Here is a 14,866-nt window from a genome sequence, read left to right as displayed (position 1 = left end):
CCCTAAAGGGCGTGGGGGAAGCGGAACAGCCTGGCGGGGTCGTAGGTGCGCCGGACCTCTTCCAGGCGGGCGAGGTTCGGGCCGTAGTAGGCCTCGCGCCAGCCGACGAGCTTCGGATCGACGTAGTTCTGGTAGGCGCTGCCGCTCGCCCAGGGCCGCAGGTCACGCCACAGTCCGTCCAGCCACTCCTGGTGCCGGGCCACCTCGGCGGCCGACGCGGAGTCCGGCCAGTAGGCGAGGTACTGCGCGAGGAAGGCGTGGTCGCGGTGGGCGAAGGCGGTGTCCGTGGCGGCCGGCCGGTTCATGGCCCCGCCGCACTCCCCGAGGAACTGCACCACCCCGCGGCCGCCCGCGGGTACCGCGTCCCGGTGGCGGCGTACGGCGCCCAGCACCGCCCGGACGGCCGGCTCCGGAAGCCCCGGCTCCGCCCAGAAGTCCGAGCGGCCCGCGTAGGAGTGCCGGTCGACCAGCCCCCGCGGGTCCCGGCCGGGCAGCCGCCCCGGCAGCCGGCACTGGGCGGCGCTGCGCTCGGCGCACCCCGACATGGTCCGTACGGTGTCGCCGTACCCCCGCACGGTGACGGAGCCGTCCTGCGGCTCGCGGCCCACGAGGTCGGACAACCGGGTCAGTTCCCGCTCCAACTCATGGCGTCCGTCGAAGCACAGCACCCGGACCGCAGGGGCCTCGTCGCCGCCCGCTTCGAGGAGGAACTCCAGATGGCTCCAGAACGGGTCCGGGAGCCCGCCCAGCCAGCGCTGCCAGCCGTCGAGCACCGCCGCGGAATCGGCGGCGGCCCAGCGCAGTTCCGCCGAGGCCACGTCACCGACCGGGTGGGCCCGGAAGCGGAACTCGGTCACGACGCCGAAGTTCCCGCCCCCGCCGCCGCGCAACGCCCAGAACAGGTCGGGGTCCCGCTCGGCGTCGGCCTCCCGGACCACCCCGTCCGGCGTCACCACCCGCGCCCCGGTCAGGGCGTCGGAGGTGGTCCCGTACGCCCGTGAGGCCAGGCCCATTCCACCGCCGAGCGTCAGGCCGGCGATCCCGACGGAAGGGCACAGGCCCGTCGGGACGCCCAGGCCATGCGCCGCGAGGGCGCCGTTCAGGTCCCCGAGCCGGGCTCCGGCGCCGATCCGTACCCGGTCCCCCTCGACGGCCAGTGCGGACATGGCCCCGACGTCGATCACGAGCCCGGCGGCGGTGGTGGACCAGCCCGCGTAACTGTGGCCGCCGCCGCGCGGTACCACCGGTAGGGTGCGGCGCCGGGCGAACTCCAGACAGACGGCCACGTCACCGGCGTGCGCCGGATAGGCCACGGCGCCCGGAGCGACGGAGTCGTAGCGGGGCTGGAACAGCTGTCGGGCCTCGGGGTAGTCCCGGTCGCCGGGGACGATCACCCGGCCGTCGATCGCCCGGGCGAGCGCCCCGAAGTCGGCGGCGCCCGAAGGTCTCCGGGAGGCGGCCCGGGCGCCCGCCCCCACGGTGGAGAGAACGGCGGCGGCCGTGCTTATCAGGACCAGACGGCGGTGGAGACTCATCCCTCCTTCCTGCCATCGGGCGGAGCGTTCGGGACGAAGGCGGGCCGGCAAAGCCCCGGTTGCCCCCCGAACGGCCCAAACCGGTGTTACTTATCGCCGTCGTGGGCGGCGGGAGCCGGACGGTACGCCACACGATGGGCTCGCGCGCCGGCGGGAAGCCCGGCGGAAGCTTCTCGTGGCCCTCGGGCGCCGCCCCGGCCGCGCGCCCTGCACGAATCGGGCGCCGACCGGCCCGCCACGACGCCCGGCGCGGTCCGGTACGCCTCGCGCTCGATGCCGTCCGCGTGCTCCGCCCACAGCCGCTCGCCCCCGGCCGGGCACACCACCAGGACATCCCTGACGGGTGCCGTCTGCGGTGAACTGCTCGTAGGACGCGCCGGGTTCGGGCTGCTGGGTGCGCGGTGAGGCGGGCTCCGCGCCGGCCGGCCGGCTCAGGGAGCGTCCGGTGAATCCTGGCCGGGCACCCCCTGCCTCCCCGTCCGCCGACCGGCGATCGGGTGGGGCAGCTCCGCCCACTGGTCGCCGGGCACGCCCGGGCTCAGCCGCATCAGGGTCAGCGCCTTCACCGGGAGCGGCTCCCGCGCCAACGCCTCGCTGTCGGCGGTGGGCGGGAGCCGGTCCAACTCTGCCAGCGCTTCGCCGAGCGCCCGCCGGGAGCCCGCCGTGGCGGCGAGCGCCCCGGCCACCGCCGAGCCGAACACCTTGCGGCGCAGCGCCGTCACGTCGTCCGTGAGCTGGCGGCCCGACACCGCCGGCGCGGGCAGGCCGTGCCGGGCCAGCCGGGCCGGGCTGATCCGGATGTCGCCCAGATCGCGGTACACGAGCCGGACGGGCGCGCCGGCGGGGGAGAGGACCACCAGCAGGTTCTGCCCGTGCGCCTCCAGCGCCACCCCGAGGTCCAACGCCTCCAGGCACACCGAGAGGACGAGCCGCGCGAACTCCGCCCGCCAGAACACCGACCGTACCGGCGCGGTGCCCGCCAGCGCCGCGACCGGCACCACCCGCTCGCCCCGGCTTGCGTACGCCTCCGGCGGCTCGCGGAGCACCGCCGCCAGATCGGGGCTGTGCGCGGTGACCGCGCCCAGGGTGCGGGTCACGTGGAGGCGCCCGTCGAGCCGCGCGCACAGCACCTGCGCGAAGTCGGAGAGGGCCGCCGCCGTCTCGATCGAGCCGTAGGAGATGTCCCGGACGGAGGAGGTCAGCCGGGTGCTGAGCGCCGTCTTCACATGGGCGCCGCCCCCCGCCGGGGCGAGGGTCCGCAGCGCCATCAGCGGATGCGCCGTGATGCCGGGGCCGGTCGGGCCCCCGCCGGCCGGGCTCTTCAGGACATGCTCCGCCTGCCAAGGGTGTACCGGGATCAGGACGCGGTCCCCGTCCCGCAGCCGGTCCGGCCACGTCCCCGTCACCAGGCACTCGCCGGCGCCGACGGCGACCGTCCGGAGCTCGACCAGCGGCCGGTGCTCCGGTGCGTAGGCCAGTTGCTCGGCGACCGAGAACCCCGGTCGGGAGCGGCAGTTGGGGTGGTACGGGTGCCCGTCGACCACCCGCTGCTCCCACTGCCAGCCGGCCTCGGGGCCGTCGTCGGGGCCCTCCCGGGACTGACCCGCCCGGGACAGCGCCAGCGAGGCCGTGCTGTGGTCCAGCTCGGCGGCGAAGTCGGCGCCGTGCGGGACGCCCAGCGCCGCGACGAGACCGGCGGCCCGCCGGTGGACGTGACCGTCGAGGCGCAACTCCGTCACCAGGTCCCCGGTGGCATAGGGGTCGGGCAGCGGGCCTTCCAGCCGACCGCCCCCGGTCGTGAACACGACCAGGTGATCCGGCCCGCTCTCCCGGCGCTCCACCCACGGCAACGGTTCGAAGGCCAGCGCCCGCCACAGCCGGGTCAGCACGGCCGCCCGCGCGCCGTCCAGCGCGGCGGCGTAGGGCGCGCCGAGCGCGGGGCGCGCCTCCGCGAGTTCGGCGGCGATCGTCTCCTCGGCCGAAGGGCGGGGGGCATGCGTGGCGTGCATGGCGTGCGTGCTGCGGTCCAGGGTTCCGTTCCTCTCTCATAATTGTCTTACCCGATGATCGGTGATGATCACCGAATGGATCGAATGGAACCAGTGGACCTCAACGCCGCCGCCGACGCGTACGCCTCCACCCCGTTGCTGAACTGTCTGCTGCGGGAGACGGCCGATGCCACCGGGGAGGAGGGCGTGCACCGGCTGCGCGGCAGCGGTCGGCTGCTACGGGTGCGCGGTGGCCGTAGGCCCGTACGGCCGGAACTGGGTACGCGGCAGGGCTGGCGCCCGCTCAGTCATGCGGAGCTGGTCAAGCTGAGCTCCGACGAGTTGCGCCTTTACACCGGGGTTCCCAACGACGAACTGCCGGCCGAGATCAACGACAGCAGGGACGCGATCGCGGCGCTGCTGGGGGCCCGCGCGGCGGCCGAGGCCCCGGCCGACCCGTACGTCCTCTCCGAGCAGGCCCTGGTCATGGGGCATCCGCACCACCCAGCCCCCAAGGCGCGCGGCGGCGCCCCCGCCGCGAGCTGGCTGCCGTACGCCCCCGAGGCCCACGCCCGCTTCCCGCTGCTCTTCCTCGGGGTGCGCGAGGACCAGGCCATGGAGGAGGGGGGCCCGGCCGCCGCCGACGCGATCGAGGCGCTCGCCGGGACCCTCGACGGCCCCCGGGCGCCCGCCGGGTACCGGCTGCTGCCCGCGCACCCGTGGCAGCTGGCCCTGGTCGCCGGCCGCCCAGCGGTGCGCGAGGCGTTCGCCGACGGGCGGCTGGTGCGGCTCGGCCCGGGCCGACGGCCCGTCTGGCCGACCGCCTCCGTCCGCACCCTCTACGTACCGGACCCGGCCCGGGACCTGTTCCTCAAGTTCAGCCTCGACGTCCGGATCACCAACGACGTGCGCCGGCTGTGGCGGCACGACCTGCTGCGGGTCCGGCGCACGGACGCGGCGGTCCTGGCCGGGTTCGCAGACCTGCGCCGGGCCGGGTCGAACGCGCTGTGGCTCTCCGACCGGGGCTACCGTACGGCCGGCTTCGCCTTCGAGGAACTCGCCGTCCTGGTCCGGGACGGTCTGCACGGGCGGCTCGCGCCCGGGGCGGGCCCGCTGCTGGCGGCCGCGCTCGCCGAGGGCTTCGAGGGCAGTCCGCTCGCGTCCGCCCCGGACCCGGCCGCGTGGTGGCGGGCGTACCTGCGCCAGGTGGTGCCGCCGGTGCTGGGACTGTTCGCCCGGCGCGGGATCGTCCTGGAAGCCCACCTGCAGAACTGCCTCGTCGCGGTCGACGGCCGGGGCATGCCGGTCCAGGCGCTCTTCCGTGACGCGGAGGGCGTCAAGCTGCCGGCGGACCTGTCGCGCGAGGCGGCCTGGCAGCGGCTCGTCTACTGCCTGGTGGTCAATCACCTGACGGAGATCGCCGGGGCGCTGGCGGAGCGGCACCCGGACGTCGCCGGGCAGCTGTGGCCCGCGGTCCGCGAGGAGCTGCTGCGCTTCGACGCCGCCCACGACCTGCCGGAGATCGCCGGGCTGCTGGCCGCGCCCACGCTGCCGGCGAAAACGAATCTGCTGCTGCGGTGGACCGGCGCGGACGGCGCGGACGCGCGCTACCTGCCGCTGCCGAACCCGCTGCGGATCCATGGGGGGTAGGGATTCGGCCAAGGTGGTTCCGGTTGTCCGCCGACCCCGTGTCAAAGGTATAGACCACTGCTAGGTTGGTCGGGCAGACCGCAGTCCTTGGCCCCCGTCAGAGGAGACGTCATGCCCGGCCCGGCCGCCATGCCCAAGTACCAGCGGATCGCCGCCGCCCTGCGGCGGGAACTCGACCGAGCGTCGCGGAGTCCGGGCGGGAAGCTGCCGTCCGAACGCAGCCTGGCGGAACGTTACGGGGTCAACCGGCAGACCGTACGGGCGGCGCTCCAGGAACTGCGGGCGGAGGGGCTGGTCGTGACCGGACGGCGCGGCACCCGCCCGGCACCGACCGCCGCCCCCACCCCCCTCGCGCCGGCGCCGGCGCGGTCCACCCGGCCGGCGGGGGCTCCCGTCGCCACCACCCAGGGCCGGCTCACGCTCGTCAGCGTGCCGCCGTCCTTCGCCGCGCTGCTCGGCATGCGCGGCGGGGAGCGGACGCTGGTCCACCACCACCGCGAGCTGGGCCCCGCCGGGGAGACGCGGCGGCACGCGGTGACCTACCTCTGCCCGCGCGTCGTGGCGCGGACGCCGGAGCTGGCGGAGCTGCGCGAGCGGGTGGCCGCCCGGGACCTCGACCTCACGCCCCTCGAACGCTGGCTGGAGCGCGCCGCGACCCAGGGCCGGACGGTCGAGACCCTCACCATGACCCGCACCACCCACCCGCCGGCCACCGCGACCCCCGCCTGTGGACTCACGGTGCGCCGCGCGCTGCACGACCCCTCCGGACGCCTCCTCGCCCTCACCGACCTGGCCTTCCCCGCGTGGGACCGCCTGACCTTCCACCGCGACCGCCCGACCCCCGCGTTCCGGGTGATCTGAACGCGCGGCGGTACCCGGGACCGACGCGCGGTTCCGCGTGCGGGGCGCCTTCCCCCGAGGGGATCGGTCGAGGGTCAGCCCCCGACGCCGACGCCCGCTTCCGCCCCCGCCTGGGACCCCGCTTCCGCCCCCGCCTGGGACCCGGCTTGGGACACCGTGCCGGCCTCCGTCTGGCGCGGGGTCGGGGCACCGGCGAGCAGGGCGAGGAGGCCCGCCACCTGGACGCCCGCCTCGGCGGGGTGGCGGAACAGCGCGTTGTCGGAGATCTCGTACCGGTTGCGGCGGCCGTCGCGCACGCGGCGCAGGTAGCCGTCGGTCTCCAGGTCGGTGACGATCGCCTGGACGGTGCGCTCGGTCAGGGCGCACGTCATGGCCACGTCCCGCAGGCGTACACCGGGATCCCGGGCAATGGCCACGAGTACGCGGGCATGATTCGTCAAAAATGTCCAATTATGTCGCTGAGACGGACTGCCCATAGGGTCATGATGCGACACCCGATTCAGGTGGCGCAATACGTGAAACGCGTTTCCGGTATTTCTTGACGTAAGAGCGGAAGCAGTCCAACATCTACCGAAGTCAAGGTCCCGCGCCGCAAGCCGACCAGCCCAAGGAGCGAACCCCCATGCCGGTCCCGACCCCTTCTCCCCGCACCGCCGACACCGCTCGTCCGGCCGACCTGGGAGTCCCTGTCCCCCGCCCCCGCCCGTACACCGCGGGCCTGCCGCTGATCGAGGACCCTCGGGAGGTGGCCCCGGCGGACGCCCGGGAACTCTCGAAGGTCTTCTTCGCGCGCCTGCGGGAGCTGTCCGAGGGCACCCCGGAGTACCAGTACGTCCGTAACACCCTGATCGAGATGAACGCCTCGCTTGTCCAGTACGCCGTCCGCCGCTTCCGGGGCCGCGGCGAGGGCGGTGACATGGAGGACATCGTCCAGGTCGGGACCATCGGCCTGATCAAGGCGATCGACCGGTTCGACCCGACCCTGGAGAACGAGTTCTCCACCCTCGCCATGCCGTATATCACGGGCGAGATCAAGCGGCACTTCCGTGACACCAGCTGGGCCGTCCACGTCCCGCGCCGGCTCCAGGAGCTGCGCATCGACATCGCCAAGGCCAAGGAAGAGCTGACCGTACGGCTGGACCGCTCGCCGACGGTCGCCGATCTCGCCGCGCACCTGCGCCTCAGTCAGGAAGAGGTCGTCGAGGGGCTGGTCGCGGCCAACGGCCACACCAGCGGCTCCCTCGACGCCCCGCAGTCCGAGCACGGCGACGCCACCGAGGGCCAGAGCCTCGCCGAGGTGATGGGCGAGGAAGAGCCGGCCATGGAGCTGGTCGAGGACATCCAGACCCTCGCCCCGCTGCTCGAACAGCTCACCGATCGCGAGCGCCGGATGCTCCAGCTGCGCTTCGGCGAGGAGCTCACCCAGGCCCAGATCGGCGCCGCCCTCGGCATCTCGCAGATGCAGGTCTCACGTCTGCTGACCCGGCTGCTCGCCCATCTTCGCGCGTCCATGCTGGCCGACCCGGAGCCGTCCGAGGCCGCTGCCGGGTGTCCCGCCGTGCCCGCTCGCCGCAGCTGACCGGCTCGCACCCTCGAAGGCCGACACCGACCCCGGCAGCGAAGCCGGCAGGCTCACCCCGACGCACGTCGCCACCCCCGGCGGCGTGCGTCGGCGTATGCCCGCCGAACCCTTCGACCTCACCGTGAGGTAGATCACCTTTGCGTTTGCACTGAATAACGGCGGGAACGAGCGGATCTGGAACGGAACCTTCCACCGGCCTGTCACACGGCCGGCGCAAGGGCGGGCGGATCCCGCACCGCTCCACGGCGCGCGCCGCCCCACCGGCGCGCGAGCCGTATCCCCACGACCCGCGAGGTGTATGTGTCCACGCTCCAGGCCGAGCACGTGTACAAGGTGTTCGGCAGACGGCCCGGCGACGGCGAAGGCGGCGCGGAGGTGATCCGTACCCTCGAAAACGGCGCCGACCGCGAGGAACTTCGGGCCGACGGGGTCACGGCCGCCGTGATCGACGCGTCCTTCCGCGTCGAGCCCGGCGAGATCTTCGTCGTCATGGGCCTGTCCGGATCGGGCAAGTCCACCCTCCTGCGCATGCTCAACGGACTGCTGGAGCCCACTGCGGGACGCATCCTCTTCGACGGCGAGGACCTCACCGCGCTCGCCCCGGCCGACCTGCGCCGGGTCCGTTCCACGAAGATCAGCATGGTGTTCCAGCACTTCGCTCTGTTCCCACACCGAAACGTGCTGGAGAACGCCGGCTACGGTCTGGAGGTCCAGGGCGTCCCCCGGGCCGAGCGCGAACGGCGCGCCGCCGAGGCGCTGGCGCTGTGCGGGCTCGGCGGCTGGGAGAAGTCCTGGCCCGACGAGCTGTCCGGCGGTATGCAGCAGCGCGTCGGTCTCGCCCGCGCCCTCGCCACGGACGCCGACCTGCTCCTGATGGACGAGTCGTTCAGCGCCCTCGACCCGCTGATCCGGCGCGACATGCAGGACCAGCTCCTCGAACTCCAGCGCACGCTGAAGAAGACGATCGTGTTCATCACCCACGACCTCAACGAGGCCATGCGGCTCGGCGACTCGATCGCCGTCATGCGCGACGGCAGGATCGTCCAGCAGGGCACCGCCGAGGACATCCTGATCCGGCCCGCTGACGAGTACGTCGCCTCCTTCATCCAGGACGTCGACCGCTCCCGGGTCCTGACGGCCGACGCCGTCATGGAGGAGCCCGAACCGGGCGCCGACGCCTGCGACTGTCCCACCGTCAGCGCGGCCACGCCGCTCGCCGACCTGTGCGCGGTCAGCGCCCGGGTGCCGCACCCCGTCGCCGTCACCGGCGCGGACGGCTCCGTCGTCGGATCGGTGGGTCAGGACCGCCTCATCGCCTTCATCGGCGACGAACAACGGCCGCCGATGCACTGCGCGACGGAGGTGGCCGCCTGATGCCCCGTATCCATCTCGGCGCCTGGGTCGACAGCGGTGTCGACTTCCTTCAGCGCCACCTGTCCTGGCTCTTCGAGGCGATCAGCTCGCTGGTCAACGGCCTCTACGACGGCATCGACGCCGTCCTGTCCGCGCCCGCCCCGCTGCTGTTCGCCGGCATCCTCGCCGTCGCCGCGTGGTGGCTGCGCGGGCTGCTCGCCGGCCTGCTTGCCTTCGCCGGGTTCGCGCTCGTCGACTCCGTCGGCTTGTGGGACGACGCGATGTCCACGCTCTCCCTGGTGCTGGTCGCCACCCTGGTCACCCTCGTGATCGCGGTGCCGCTGGGCATCTGGGCGTCCCGCTCGGACCGGGTGAGCGCCGTCCTGCGGCCCGCCCTCGACTTCATGCAGACCATGCCCGCCATGGTCTACCTCATTCCCGGCATCATCTTCTTCGGGGTCGGCGTGGTGCCCGGCATCATCGCGACGATCATCTTCTCGCTCCCCCCGGGCGTGCGGATGACCGAGCTCGGCATCCGCCAGGTCGACGGTGAGCTGGTCGAGGCAGCCAACGCCTTCGGCACCACCCCGCGCAACACCCTCGTACGGGTGCAGTTGCCGCTGGCGCTGCCCACGATCATGGCCGGCATCAACCAGGTCATCATGCTCGGCCTCTCCATGGTCGTCATCGCCGGCATGGTCGGCGGCGGCGGGCTCGGCGGCGCCGTCTACCGTGCCATCGGCAGCGTCGACATCGGCCTCGGCTTCGAGGCGGGCATCTCCATCGTCATCCTCGCCATGTACCTGGACCGGATGACCGGCGCCCTCGGACGGCAGGTCTCCCCGCTCGGCCGGCGCGCCCTCGCCAAGGCGCGCGCCGCCACGCACGGCGCCGCCCGGCTGTGGCAGCACCGGCCGCAGCCGGCCCACGCCCTGAGCGGCGTCGTGGTCCTGGCCCTCGTCGCGGGCGGCCTGGGCATGTTCGGCGGCGGCTCTCCCGCCGCGACCGCCTCCGGCCTGCCCAACACGGGCAAGGGCCGCACCATCAGCATCGGCTACATCCCCTGGGACGAGGGCACCGCCTCCACGTTCCTCTGGAAGGAGCTCCTGGAGCGGCGCGGCTACAAGGTCGACGCCCGCCAGTTGGAGCTGGGCGCCCTGTTCACCGGCCTCGCGGGCGGACAGATCGATGTCCAGACCGACGCGTGGCTGCCGGTCACCCAGGCCGAGTACTGGAAGAAGTACGGGAACAAGCTGGACGACCTGGGCGCGTGGTACGGCCCGACGTCCCTTGAGGTGAGCGTCCCCTCGTACGTGAAGGACGTCTCCTCCCTCGCCGACCTCAAGGGCAAGGGCAGCCGGTTCAAGGGCCGGATCATCGGCATCGAGCCCAGCGCGGGCGAGATGACGATGCTCAAGGACAAGGTCCTGCCGCGGTACGGCCTCGACGGCGAGTACCAGGTCGTCGACGGCTCCACCCCCGGCATGCTCGCCGAACTCAAGCGGGCCTACGCCAAGAAGGAGCCGATCGCGGTCGTGCTCTGGTCGCCGCACTGGGCCTACGCCTCGTACGACCTGAAGAAGCTTCAGGACCCGCAGGGCGCCTGGGGCAACGGCGCCGGCATCCACACCGTCACCCGCAAGGGCTTCGCGGCCGACGAGCCGGAAGTCGCCGCCCGGATGCGCTCGTTCAAGCTGACCGAACAGCAGCTGACCGGCCTGGAGGCCAAGATCCAGGAAACCGGCAAGGGCAAGGAACAGCAGGCCGTCCGTGCCTGGCTGGACGCCCACCCGGAGGTCGCCAAGCTCGGCTGAGCGGCTACTGCACGCCGGCGCCGGTGCGCGAAGGACCGTACGGTCCTCCGCGCACCGGCGCTTTCGCGACAGCGCCCCCGACCTCGGACCGCCACGGCCCGTTCGGGCTCGGGCGCCTGCGGTCGCCGGGCAGCGGTACACGGGGTGGACCACCCGTGCGTGCGGGGTGGCGGGCATGGCACAGTGCCGGCAGTACACCCGACGGACCAGGGAGCCGCCATGCGTGACCCGCACACCGCGCCGCCGACGCTCCGGGCCGCGCCCGACGTGCCCGGAGGTCGGGCGGGCCCGTTGCCGCCCTGCCCGGTGTGCGCCGGCCGTGCGGAGCGGGTTTCCTGGCGCCGCCGCCCCGGGGAGCCTCTGGTCCTGGTCTTCGACCCCTGCGGCCACCGCCACCCCGTATCGGCGCCGCCGCTCCTGACCGTCACCCCGGAAATGACGCTGGAGATCTGACCCCCGCGCTGCCCCGCCCGCGTGCGCGCCGTCGCGCTTGAGCAGGAGTCATGACCCGTCAGACACCCCTACCGCCTGCGACACGGGGATGTGGGACGACGCGGCGCCGGTGGCGATGGAACGGCTCGGATGAGTCGAAGCCCCGGCCGTTCGTCGTGCGTGAAGTTGCTTGTTGAAGCGCGATTTCGAGCAACTTCCTTCATCCCGGCTCCGCGAGCCGCTATCTTGGCCGTGTTGTTTGCCAGGCGCATGCCAAAGCGGTGAGTCCGTGACCCGGACCGCACGAGGAGCTGCCCCATGACACTGACCCTGAGGCGCGTCCGTTCCTTCCCCCGCCCCGCCCGCGCGAGACACCGGGTCGGAGCGCGCCGCCGCGCACCCGGCGCCGCCCTGCTCGCCGGCCTCCTCGCCGTGGCGGGACTGGCCGCCGCCGGCCCCATGGCCCCACCGGCCGACGCGGCTCCGGCGCCCGCCACGGCGGGCAACGCCACCGGTCTCACCCGGTCCGGCAACACCTTCACCGTGTCCACCTCCTCCGGCGCCAAGGCCCGTGTGGTCATCGCCCGCGCCGACATCTTCCGACTGTGGCTCTCGCCCGACGGCGCCTTCACCCAGGACCCCGCGGGCACCGACCTCGCCCCCACCACCGACTTCGGTCCCGTGGACACCACGTACACCGACGCGGGCACCTACTACCGGATCACCACCGGCGCCCTCTCCGTCCGCGTCAACAAGACGCCCCTGCGGTTCTCCGTCTACCGCGCCGACAACGCCACCCTCGTCTGGCAGGAGACCCAGCCCACCTCCTGGACCGCCACCCGTACCACCCAGTACCTCGCCCGGGGCGCCGACGAGCAGTTCTACGGAACCGGCCTGCGCCTGGGCGAATGGGCCCTGCGCGGCAAGACGGTCCCCGTCGCCGTGGACAACAACTGGCGCGAGAACGACAACGCCAGCCCGGCGCCCTTCTACATGTCCACCAACGGTTACGGCGTCATGCGCAACACCTGGGCCCCGGGCTCGTACGGGTTCAACGCCCCCACCACCCTCGCCCACGACGAGAAGCGCTTCGACGCCTGGTACTTCACCGGCGACTCCCTCAAATCGGTCCTCGACGCCTACACCGACGTCAGTGGCAAACCCTTCATGGCGCCGATGTGGGGCTTCGAACTCGGCAACGCCGACTGCTTCAACGCCTCCAACCCCGCCTACCAGGGCGACCACGACCGCGCGCGCCACCAGACCACCCCCGACGTGGTCGGCTACGCCTCAGACGCCCGCGCCGCCGACATGCCCTCGGGCTGGTTCCTGCCCAACGACGGCTACGGCTGCGGCTACACCTCGCCCCTCAAATCCACCGTCGACGCCCTCAAGGCCAAGGGGTTCCAGACCGGCCTGTGGACCTCCACCGGCCTGACCGACATCGCGACCGAGGTCGGCGCCGCCGGCACCCGGGGCGTGAAGACGGACGTCGCCTGGATCGGCGGCGGGTACAAGAGCGCCTTCACCGGCGTCCGGCAGGCCGTCGACGGCATCGAGAAGAACTCCGATGCCCGCCGCTACGTGTGGACCGTCGACGGCTGGGCCGGCACCCAGCGCAACGCCGTCGTCTGGACGGGTGACACCAACGGCACCTGGGACGACATGCGCTGGCACGTCCCCGCCATCACGGGCGCCGGCCTGTCCGGCCTCAACTACGCCTCCGGTGACGTCGACGGCATCTTCGGCGGCAGCCCCGAGACCTACGTCCGCGACCTCCAGTGGAAATCCTTCACCCCCGCGTTCATGACCATGTCCGGCTGGGGCGCGACCAACCCCGCCGCCGGCTACCAGGACAAGCAGCCCTGGCGGTTCGCCGAGCCCTACCTGTCCATCAACCGCAAGTACCTCCAGCTCAAGATGCGGCTCATGCCGTACCTGTACACGATGAGCCGCGTCGCGCACGACACCGGCGTGCCCAGCACCCGGGCGATGGTCCTGGAGTACCCCGACGACCCCGTGGCCCGCGGCAACCTCACCAGCGGCCAGTTCATGGCGGGCGACTCCTTCCTCGTCGCGCCGGTCGTTTCCGACACCTCCGTACGCGACGGCATCTACCTGCCCGCCGGCACCTGGACCGACTACTGGACCGGCACGACCTACGCGGGCCCCGGCTGGCTGAACGGCTACAAGGCGCCCCTCGACACCCTGCCGCTCTTCGTCAAGGGCGGCGCGATCGTGCCGATGTGGCCGCAGATGAACTACACCGGGGAGAAGCCCGTCTCCACCCTCACCTACGACATCCACCCGCGCGGTAACTCCGCCTTCAGCCTCTACGAGGACGACGGCCGCACCCGCGCCTACCAGTCGGGCGCGTTCGCCCGCCAGCAGGTGAACGTCAGCGCCCCCACCGCCGGTACGGGCGACGTCACCGTCTCCGTGGGCGCCCCCACCGGCAGCTATGCCGGTCAACCGACCTCGCGGGGCTACGAGTTCAGCCTGCACCTGGCCTCCGCGCCCACCGCCCTGAGCGTCGGGGGCGTCCCCCTCGCCCGGCTCGCCTCCAAGAGCGCGTACGACGCCGCGGCCACCGGCTGGTTCTTCGACCCGACCGATCGCGCCGGCGTCCTGTGGGTGAAGACCGGTACGAAGCAGGGCGCGTTCGCCGTCACGGCCTCCGGGGTGCGCCTCCCCGCGGCCGGCGCCCTCCCGAGCGGCTCGACCCCGCTGCCGCAGTCGGCCTGGAGCCTGGTCTCCGCCGACAGCCAGGAAACCGCCGCCGAGAACGGGGCCGCCGCGAACGCCTTCGACGGCGACCCGGCCACGATGTGGCACACCGCCTGGTCATCCGGCACCGCAGCGCCCCTGCCCCACGACCTGCAGATCGACCTCGGCGCCCGCTACACCGTGGACGGCCTGGGCTACCTGCCCCGGCAGGACGGCGGGGCCAACGGCCGCATCGGCTCCTACGAGATCTACGTGTCCGACACCACCACCGACTGGGGCCCCCCGGCCGCCACCGGAACCTTCGCCGACACCGCCTCGCTCCAACGGATCACCCTGCCCGCCAAACCGGGCCGCTACCTGCGCCTGCGCTCCCTCACCGAGGCCGGCGGACGAGGGCCCTGGACCAGCGCGGCCGAACTCACCCTCACCGGCCGGCCGACGCCCCTCCCCGCCGACGCCACCCTCGTCAACTCCGCGTCGGCATCCTGCGTCGACCTACCGCACAGCAACACCACGCCCGGCACCGAACCCACCCTCTACCCCTGCCACGGGGGCCCCAACCAGCGCTGGACCCTGCGCGGCGACAGCCACCTCACCGGGCTCGGCGGCGTCTGCCTCGACGCCACGAACGCGGCGGCCGTCACCGTTCAACCCTGCGGCGCCGCCACCGGCCAGACCTGGCAACCGGGCCCCGACGGAAGCCTGCGCAACGCCGGCCGATGCCTGACCCCGGAGGGCTCGGCGTCCGCCGACGGCACCCGCCTCACCCTCGCGGCCTGCGCGAACACTTCCGCGCAGCGGTGGACGTTCACGCCGTAGGCCCTGGATGGAAGGACCCTCGGGAAGACCATCGGAAAGACCCCTCGGTGGGTCGACACCCGGAACCACGCCCGCCCGGAGTCCGGACTCCGGGCGGGCCCGGTT

General features: G+C 73.3%; 10 protein-coding genes. 7 read left to right on the top strand and 3 right to left on the bottom strand.

Annotated features, from left to right (window positions below; genetic code table 11):
- Nucleotides 1-2: 2 nt before the first annotated feature.
- Nucleotides 3-1,535, bottom strand: coding sequence for an FAD-binding oxidoreductase (locus ABZ934_RS01065; RefSeq protein WP_361307167.1), 1,533 nt, complete (start codon nt 1,533-1,535; stop codon nt 3-5).
- Between the two features lie 431 nt (nt 1,536-1,966).
- Nucleotides 1,967-3,544 (bottom strand): IucA/IucC family protein, encoded by a 1,578-nt coding sequence (locus ABZ934_RS01060; RefSeq protein WP_361307165.1) that lies wholly within the window; start codon nt 3,542-3,544, stop codon nt 1,967-1,969.
- A gap of 75 nt (nt 3,545-3,619) precedes the next feature.
- Here ABZ934_RS01060 and ABZ934_RS01055 point away from each other — a divergent pair, with 75 nt between their 5' ends.
- Together ABZ934_RS01055 and ABZ934_RS01050 are read left to right on the top strand one after the other, a co-directional pair.
- The gene (locus ABZ934_RS01055) at nt 3,620-5,173 is read left to right on the top strand and encodes an IucA/IucC family protein (protein ID WP_361307163.1); all 1,554 of its coding nucleotides are present in this window, start codon (nt 3,620-3,622) and stop codon (nt 5,171-5,173) included.
- A 111-nt stretch (nt 5,174-5,284) separates the two neighbouring features.
- Nucleotides 5,285-6,034: a GntR family transcriptional regulator gene (locus ABZ934_RS01050; protein WP_361307161.1), complete on the top strand. Its 750-nt coding sequence runs from the start codon at nt 5,285-5,287 to the stop codon at nt 6,032-6,034.
- 74 nt (nt 6,035-6,108) lie between these two features.
- Here ABZ934_RS01050 and ABZ934_RS01045 read toward each other — a convergent pair whose 3' ends face one another.
- Nucleotides 6,109-6,510 (bottom strand): helix-turn-helix domain-containing protein, encoded by a 402-nt coding sequence (locus tag ABZ934_RS01045; RefSeq protein WP_361307159.1) that lies wholly within the window; start codon nt 6,508-6,510, stop codon nt 6,109-6,111.
- Nucleotides 6,511-6,656: 146 nt separating this feature from the next.
- Between ABZ934_RS01045 and ABZ934_RS01040 the strand changes: the two genes are divergently transcribed.
- The 5 genes from ABZ934_RS01040 (at nt 6,657) to ABZ934_RS01020 (ending at nt 14,761) form a co-directional block, all read left to right on the top strand.
- On the top strand, nt 6,657-7,613 hold the full coding sequence (locus ABZ934_RS01040; protein ID WP_361307157.1) for a SigB/SigF/SigG family RNA polymerase sigma factor: 957 nt from the start codon (nt 6,657-6,659) through the stop codon (nt 7,611-7,613).
- A 303-nt stretch (nt 7,614-7,916) separates the two neighbouring features.
- Nucleotides 7,917-8,990 carry a betaine/proline/choline family ABC transporter ATP-binding protein gene (locus ABZ934_RS01035; RefSeq protein ID WP_361307155.1) on the top strand — a complete coding sequence of 358 codons (1,074 nt, stop codon included), beginning with the start codon at nt 7,917-7,919 and terminating at the stop codon, nt 8,988-8,990.
- Nucleotides 8,990-10,783: an ABC transporter permease/substrate binding protein gene (locus tag ABZ934_RS01030; RefSeq protein WP_361307153.1), complete on the top strand. Its 1,794-nt coding sequence runs from the start codon at nt 8,990-8,992 to the stop codon at nt 10,781-10,783. The genes ABZ934_RS01035 and ABZ934_RS01030 overlap by 1 nt, the downstream gene beginning before the upstream one ends.
- Before the next feature lie 219 nt (nt 10,784-11,002).
- Complete coding sequence (locus ABZ934_RS01025) at nt 11,003-11,236, top strand: hypothetical protein (RefSeq protein ID WP_361307151.1); 234 nt, start codon at nt 11,003-11,005, stop codon at nt 11,234-11,236.
- A 297-nt stretch (nt 11,237-11,533) separates the two neighbouring features.
- Complete coding sequence (locus tag ABZ934_RS01020; protein ID WP_361307149.1) at nt 11,534-14,761, top strand: TIM-barrel domain-containing protein; 3,228 nt, start codon at nt 11,534-11,536, stop codon at nt 14,759-14,761.
- Nucleotides 14,762-14,866 lie beyond the last annotated feature (105 nt).

Origin of the sequence: Streptomyces sp. NPDC046557 (assembly GCF_040645975.1) — a bacterium.
Lineage (GTDB): Bacteria > Actinomycetota > Actinomycetes > Streptomycetales > Streptomycetaceae > Streptomyces.
This window is presented reverse-complemented; position numbering and strand designations above follow the sequence as displayed.

Excerpts from the sequence above, each read along its gene's own strand:
- ABZ934_RS01065 (WP_361307167.1), bottom strand. The coding sequence starts at position 1,535 with ATGAGTCTCCACCGCCGTCTGGTCCTGATAAGCACGGCCGCCGCCGTT.
- ABZ934_RS01060 (WP_361307165.1), bottom strand. The coding sequence starts at position 3,544 with ATGCACGCCACGCATGCCCCCCGCCCTTCGGCCGAGGAGACGATCGCC.
- ABZ934_RS01055 (WP_361307163.1), top strand. The coding sequence starts at position 3,620 with ATGGATCGAATGGAACCAGTGGACCTCAACGCCGCCGCCGACGCGTAC.
- ABZ934_RS01050 (WP_361307161.1), top strand. The coding sequence starts at position 5,285 with ATGCCCGGCCCGGCCGCCATGCCCAAGTACCAGCGGATCGCCGCCGCC.
- ABZ934_RS01045 (WP_361307159.1), bottom strand. The coding sequence starts at position 6,510 with ATGGGCAGTCCGTCTCAGCGACATAATTGGACATTTTTGACGAATCAT.
- ABZ934_RS01040 (WP_361307157.1), top strand. The coding sequence starts at position 6,657 with ATGCCGGTCCCGACCCCTTCTCCCCGCACCGCCGACACCGCTCGTCCG.
- ABZ934_RS01030 (WP_361307153.1), top strand. The coding sequence starts at position 8,990 with ATGCCCCGTATCCATCTCGGCGCCTGGGTCGACAGCGGTGTCGACTTC.
- ABZ934_RS01025 (WP_361307151.1), top strand. The coding sequence starts at position 11,003 with ATGCGTGACCCGCACACCGCGCCGCCGACGCTCCGGGCCGCGCCCGAC.
- ABZ934_RS01020 (WP_361307149.1), top strand. The coding sequence starts at position 11,534 with ATGACACTGACCCTGAGGCGCGTCCGTTCCTTCCCCCGCCCCGCCCGC.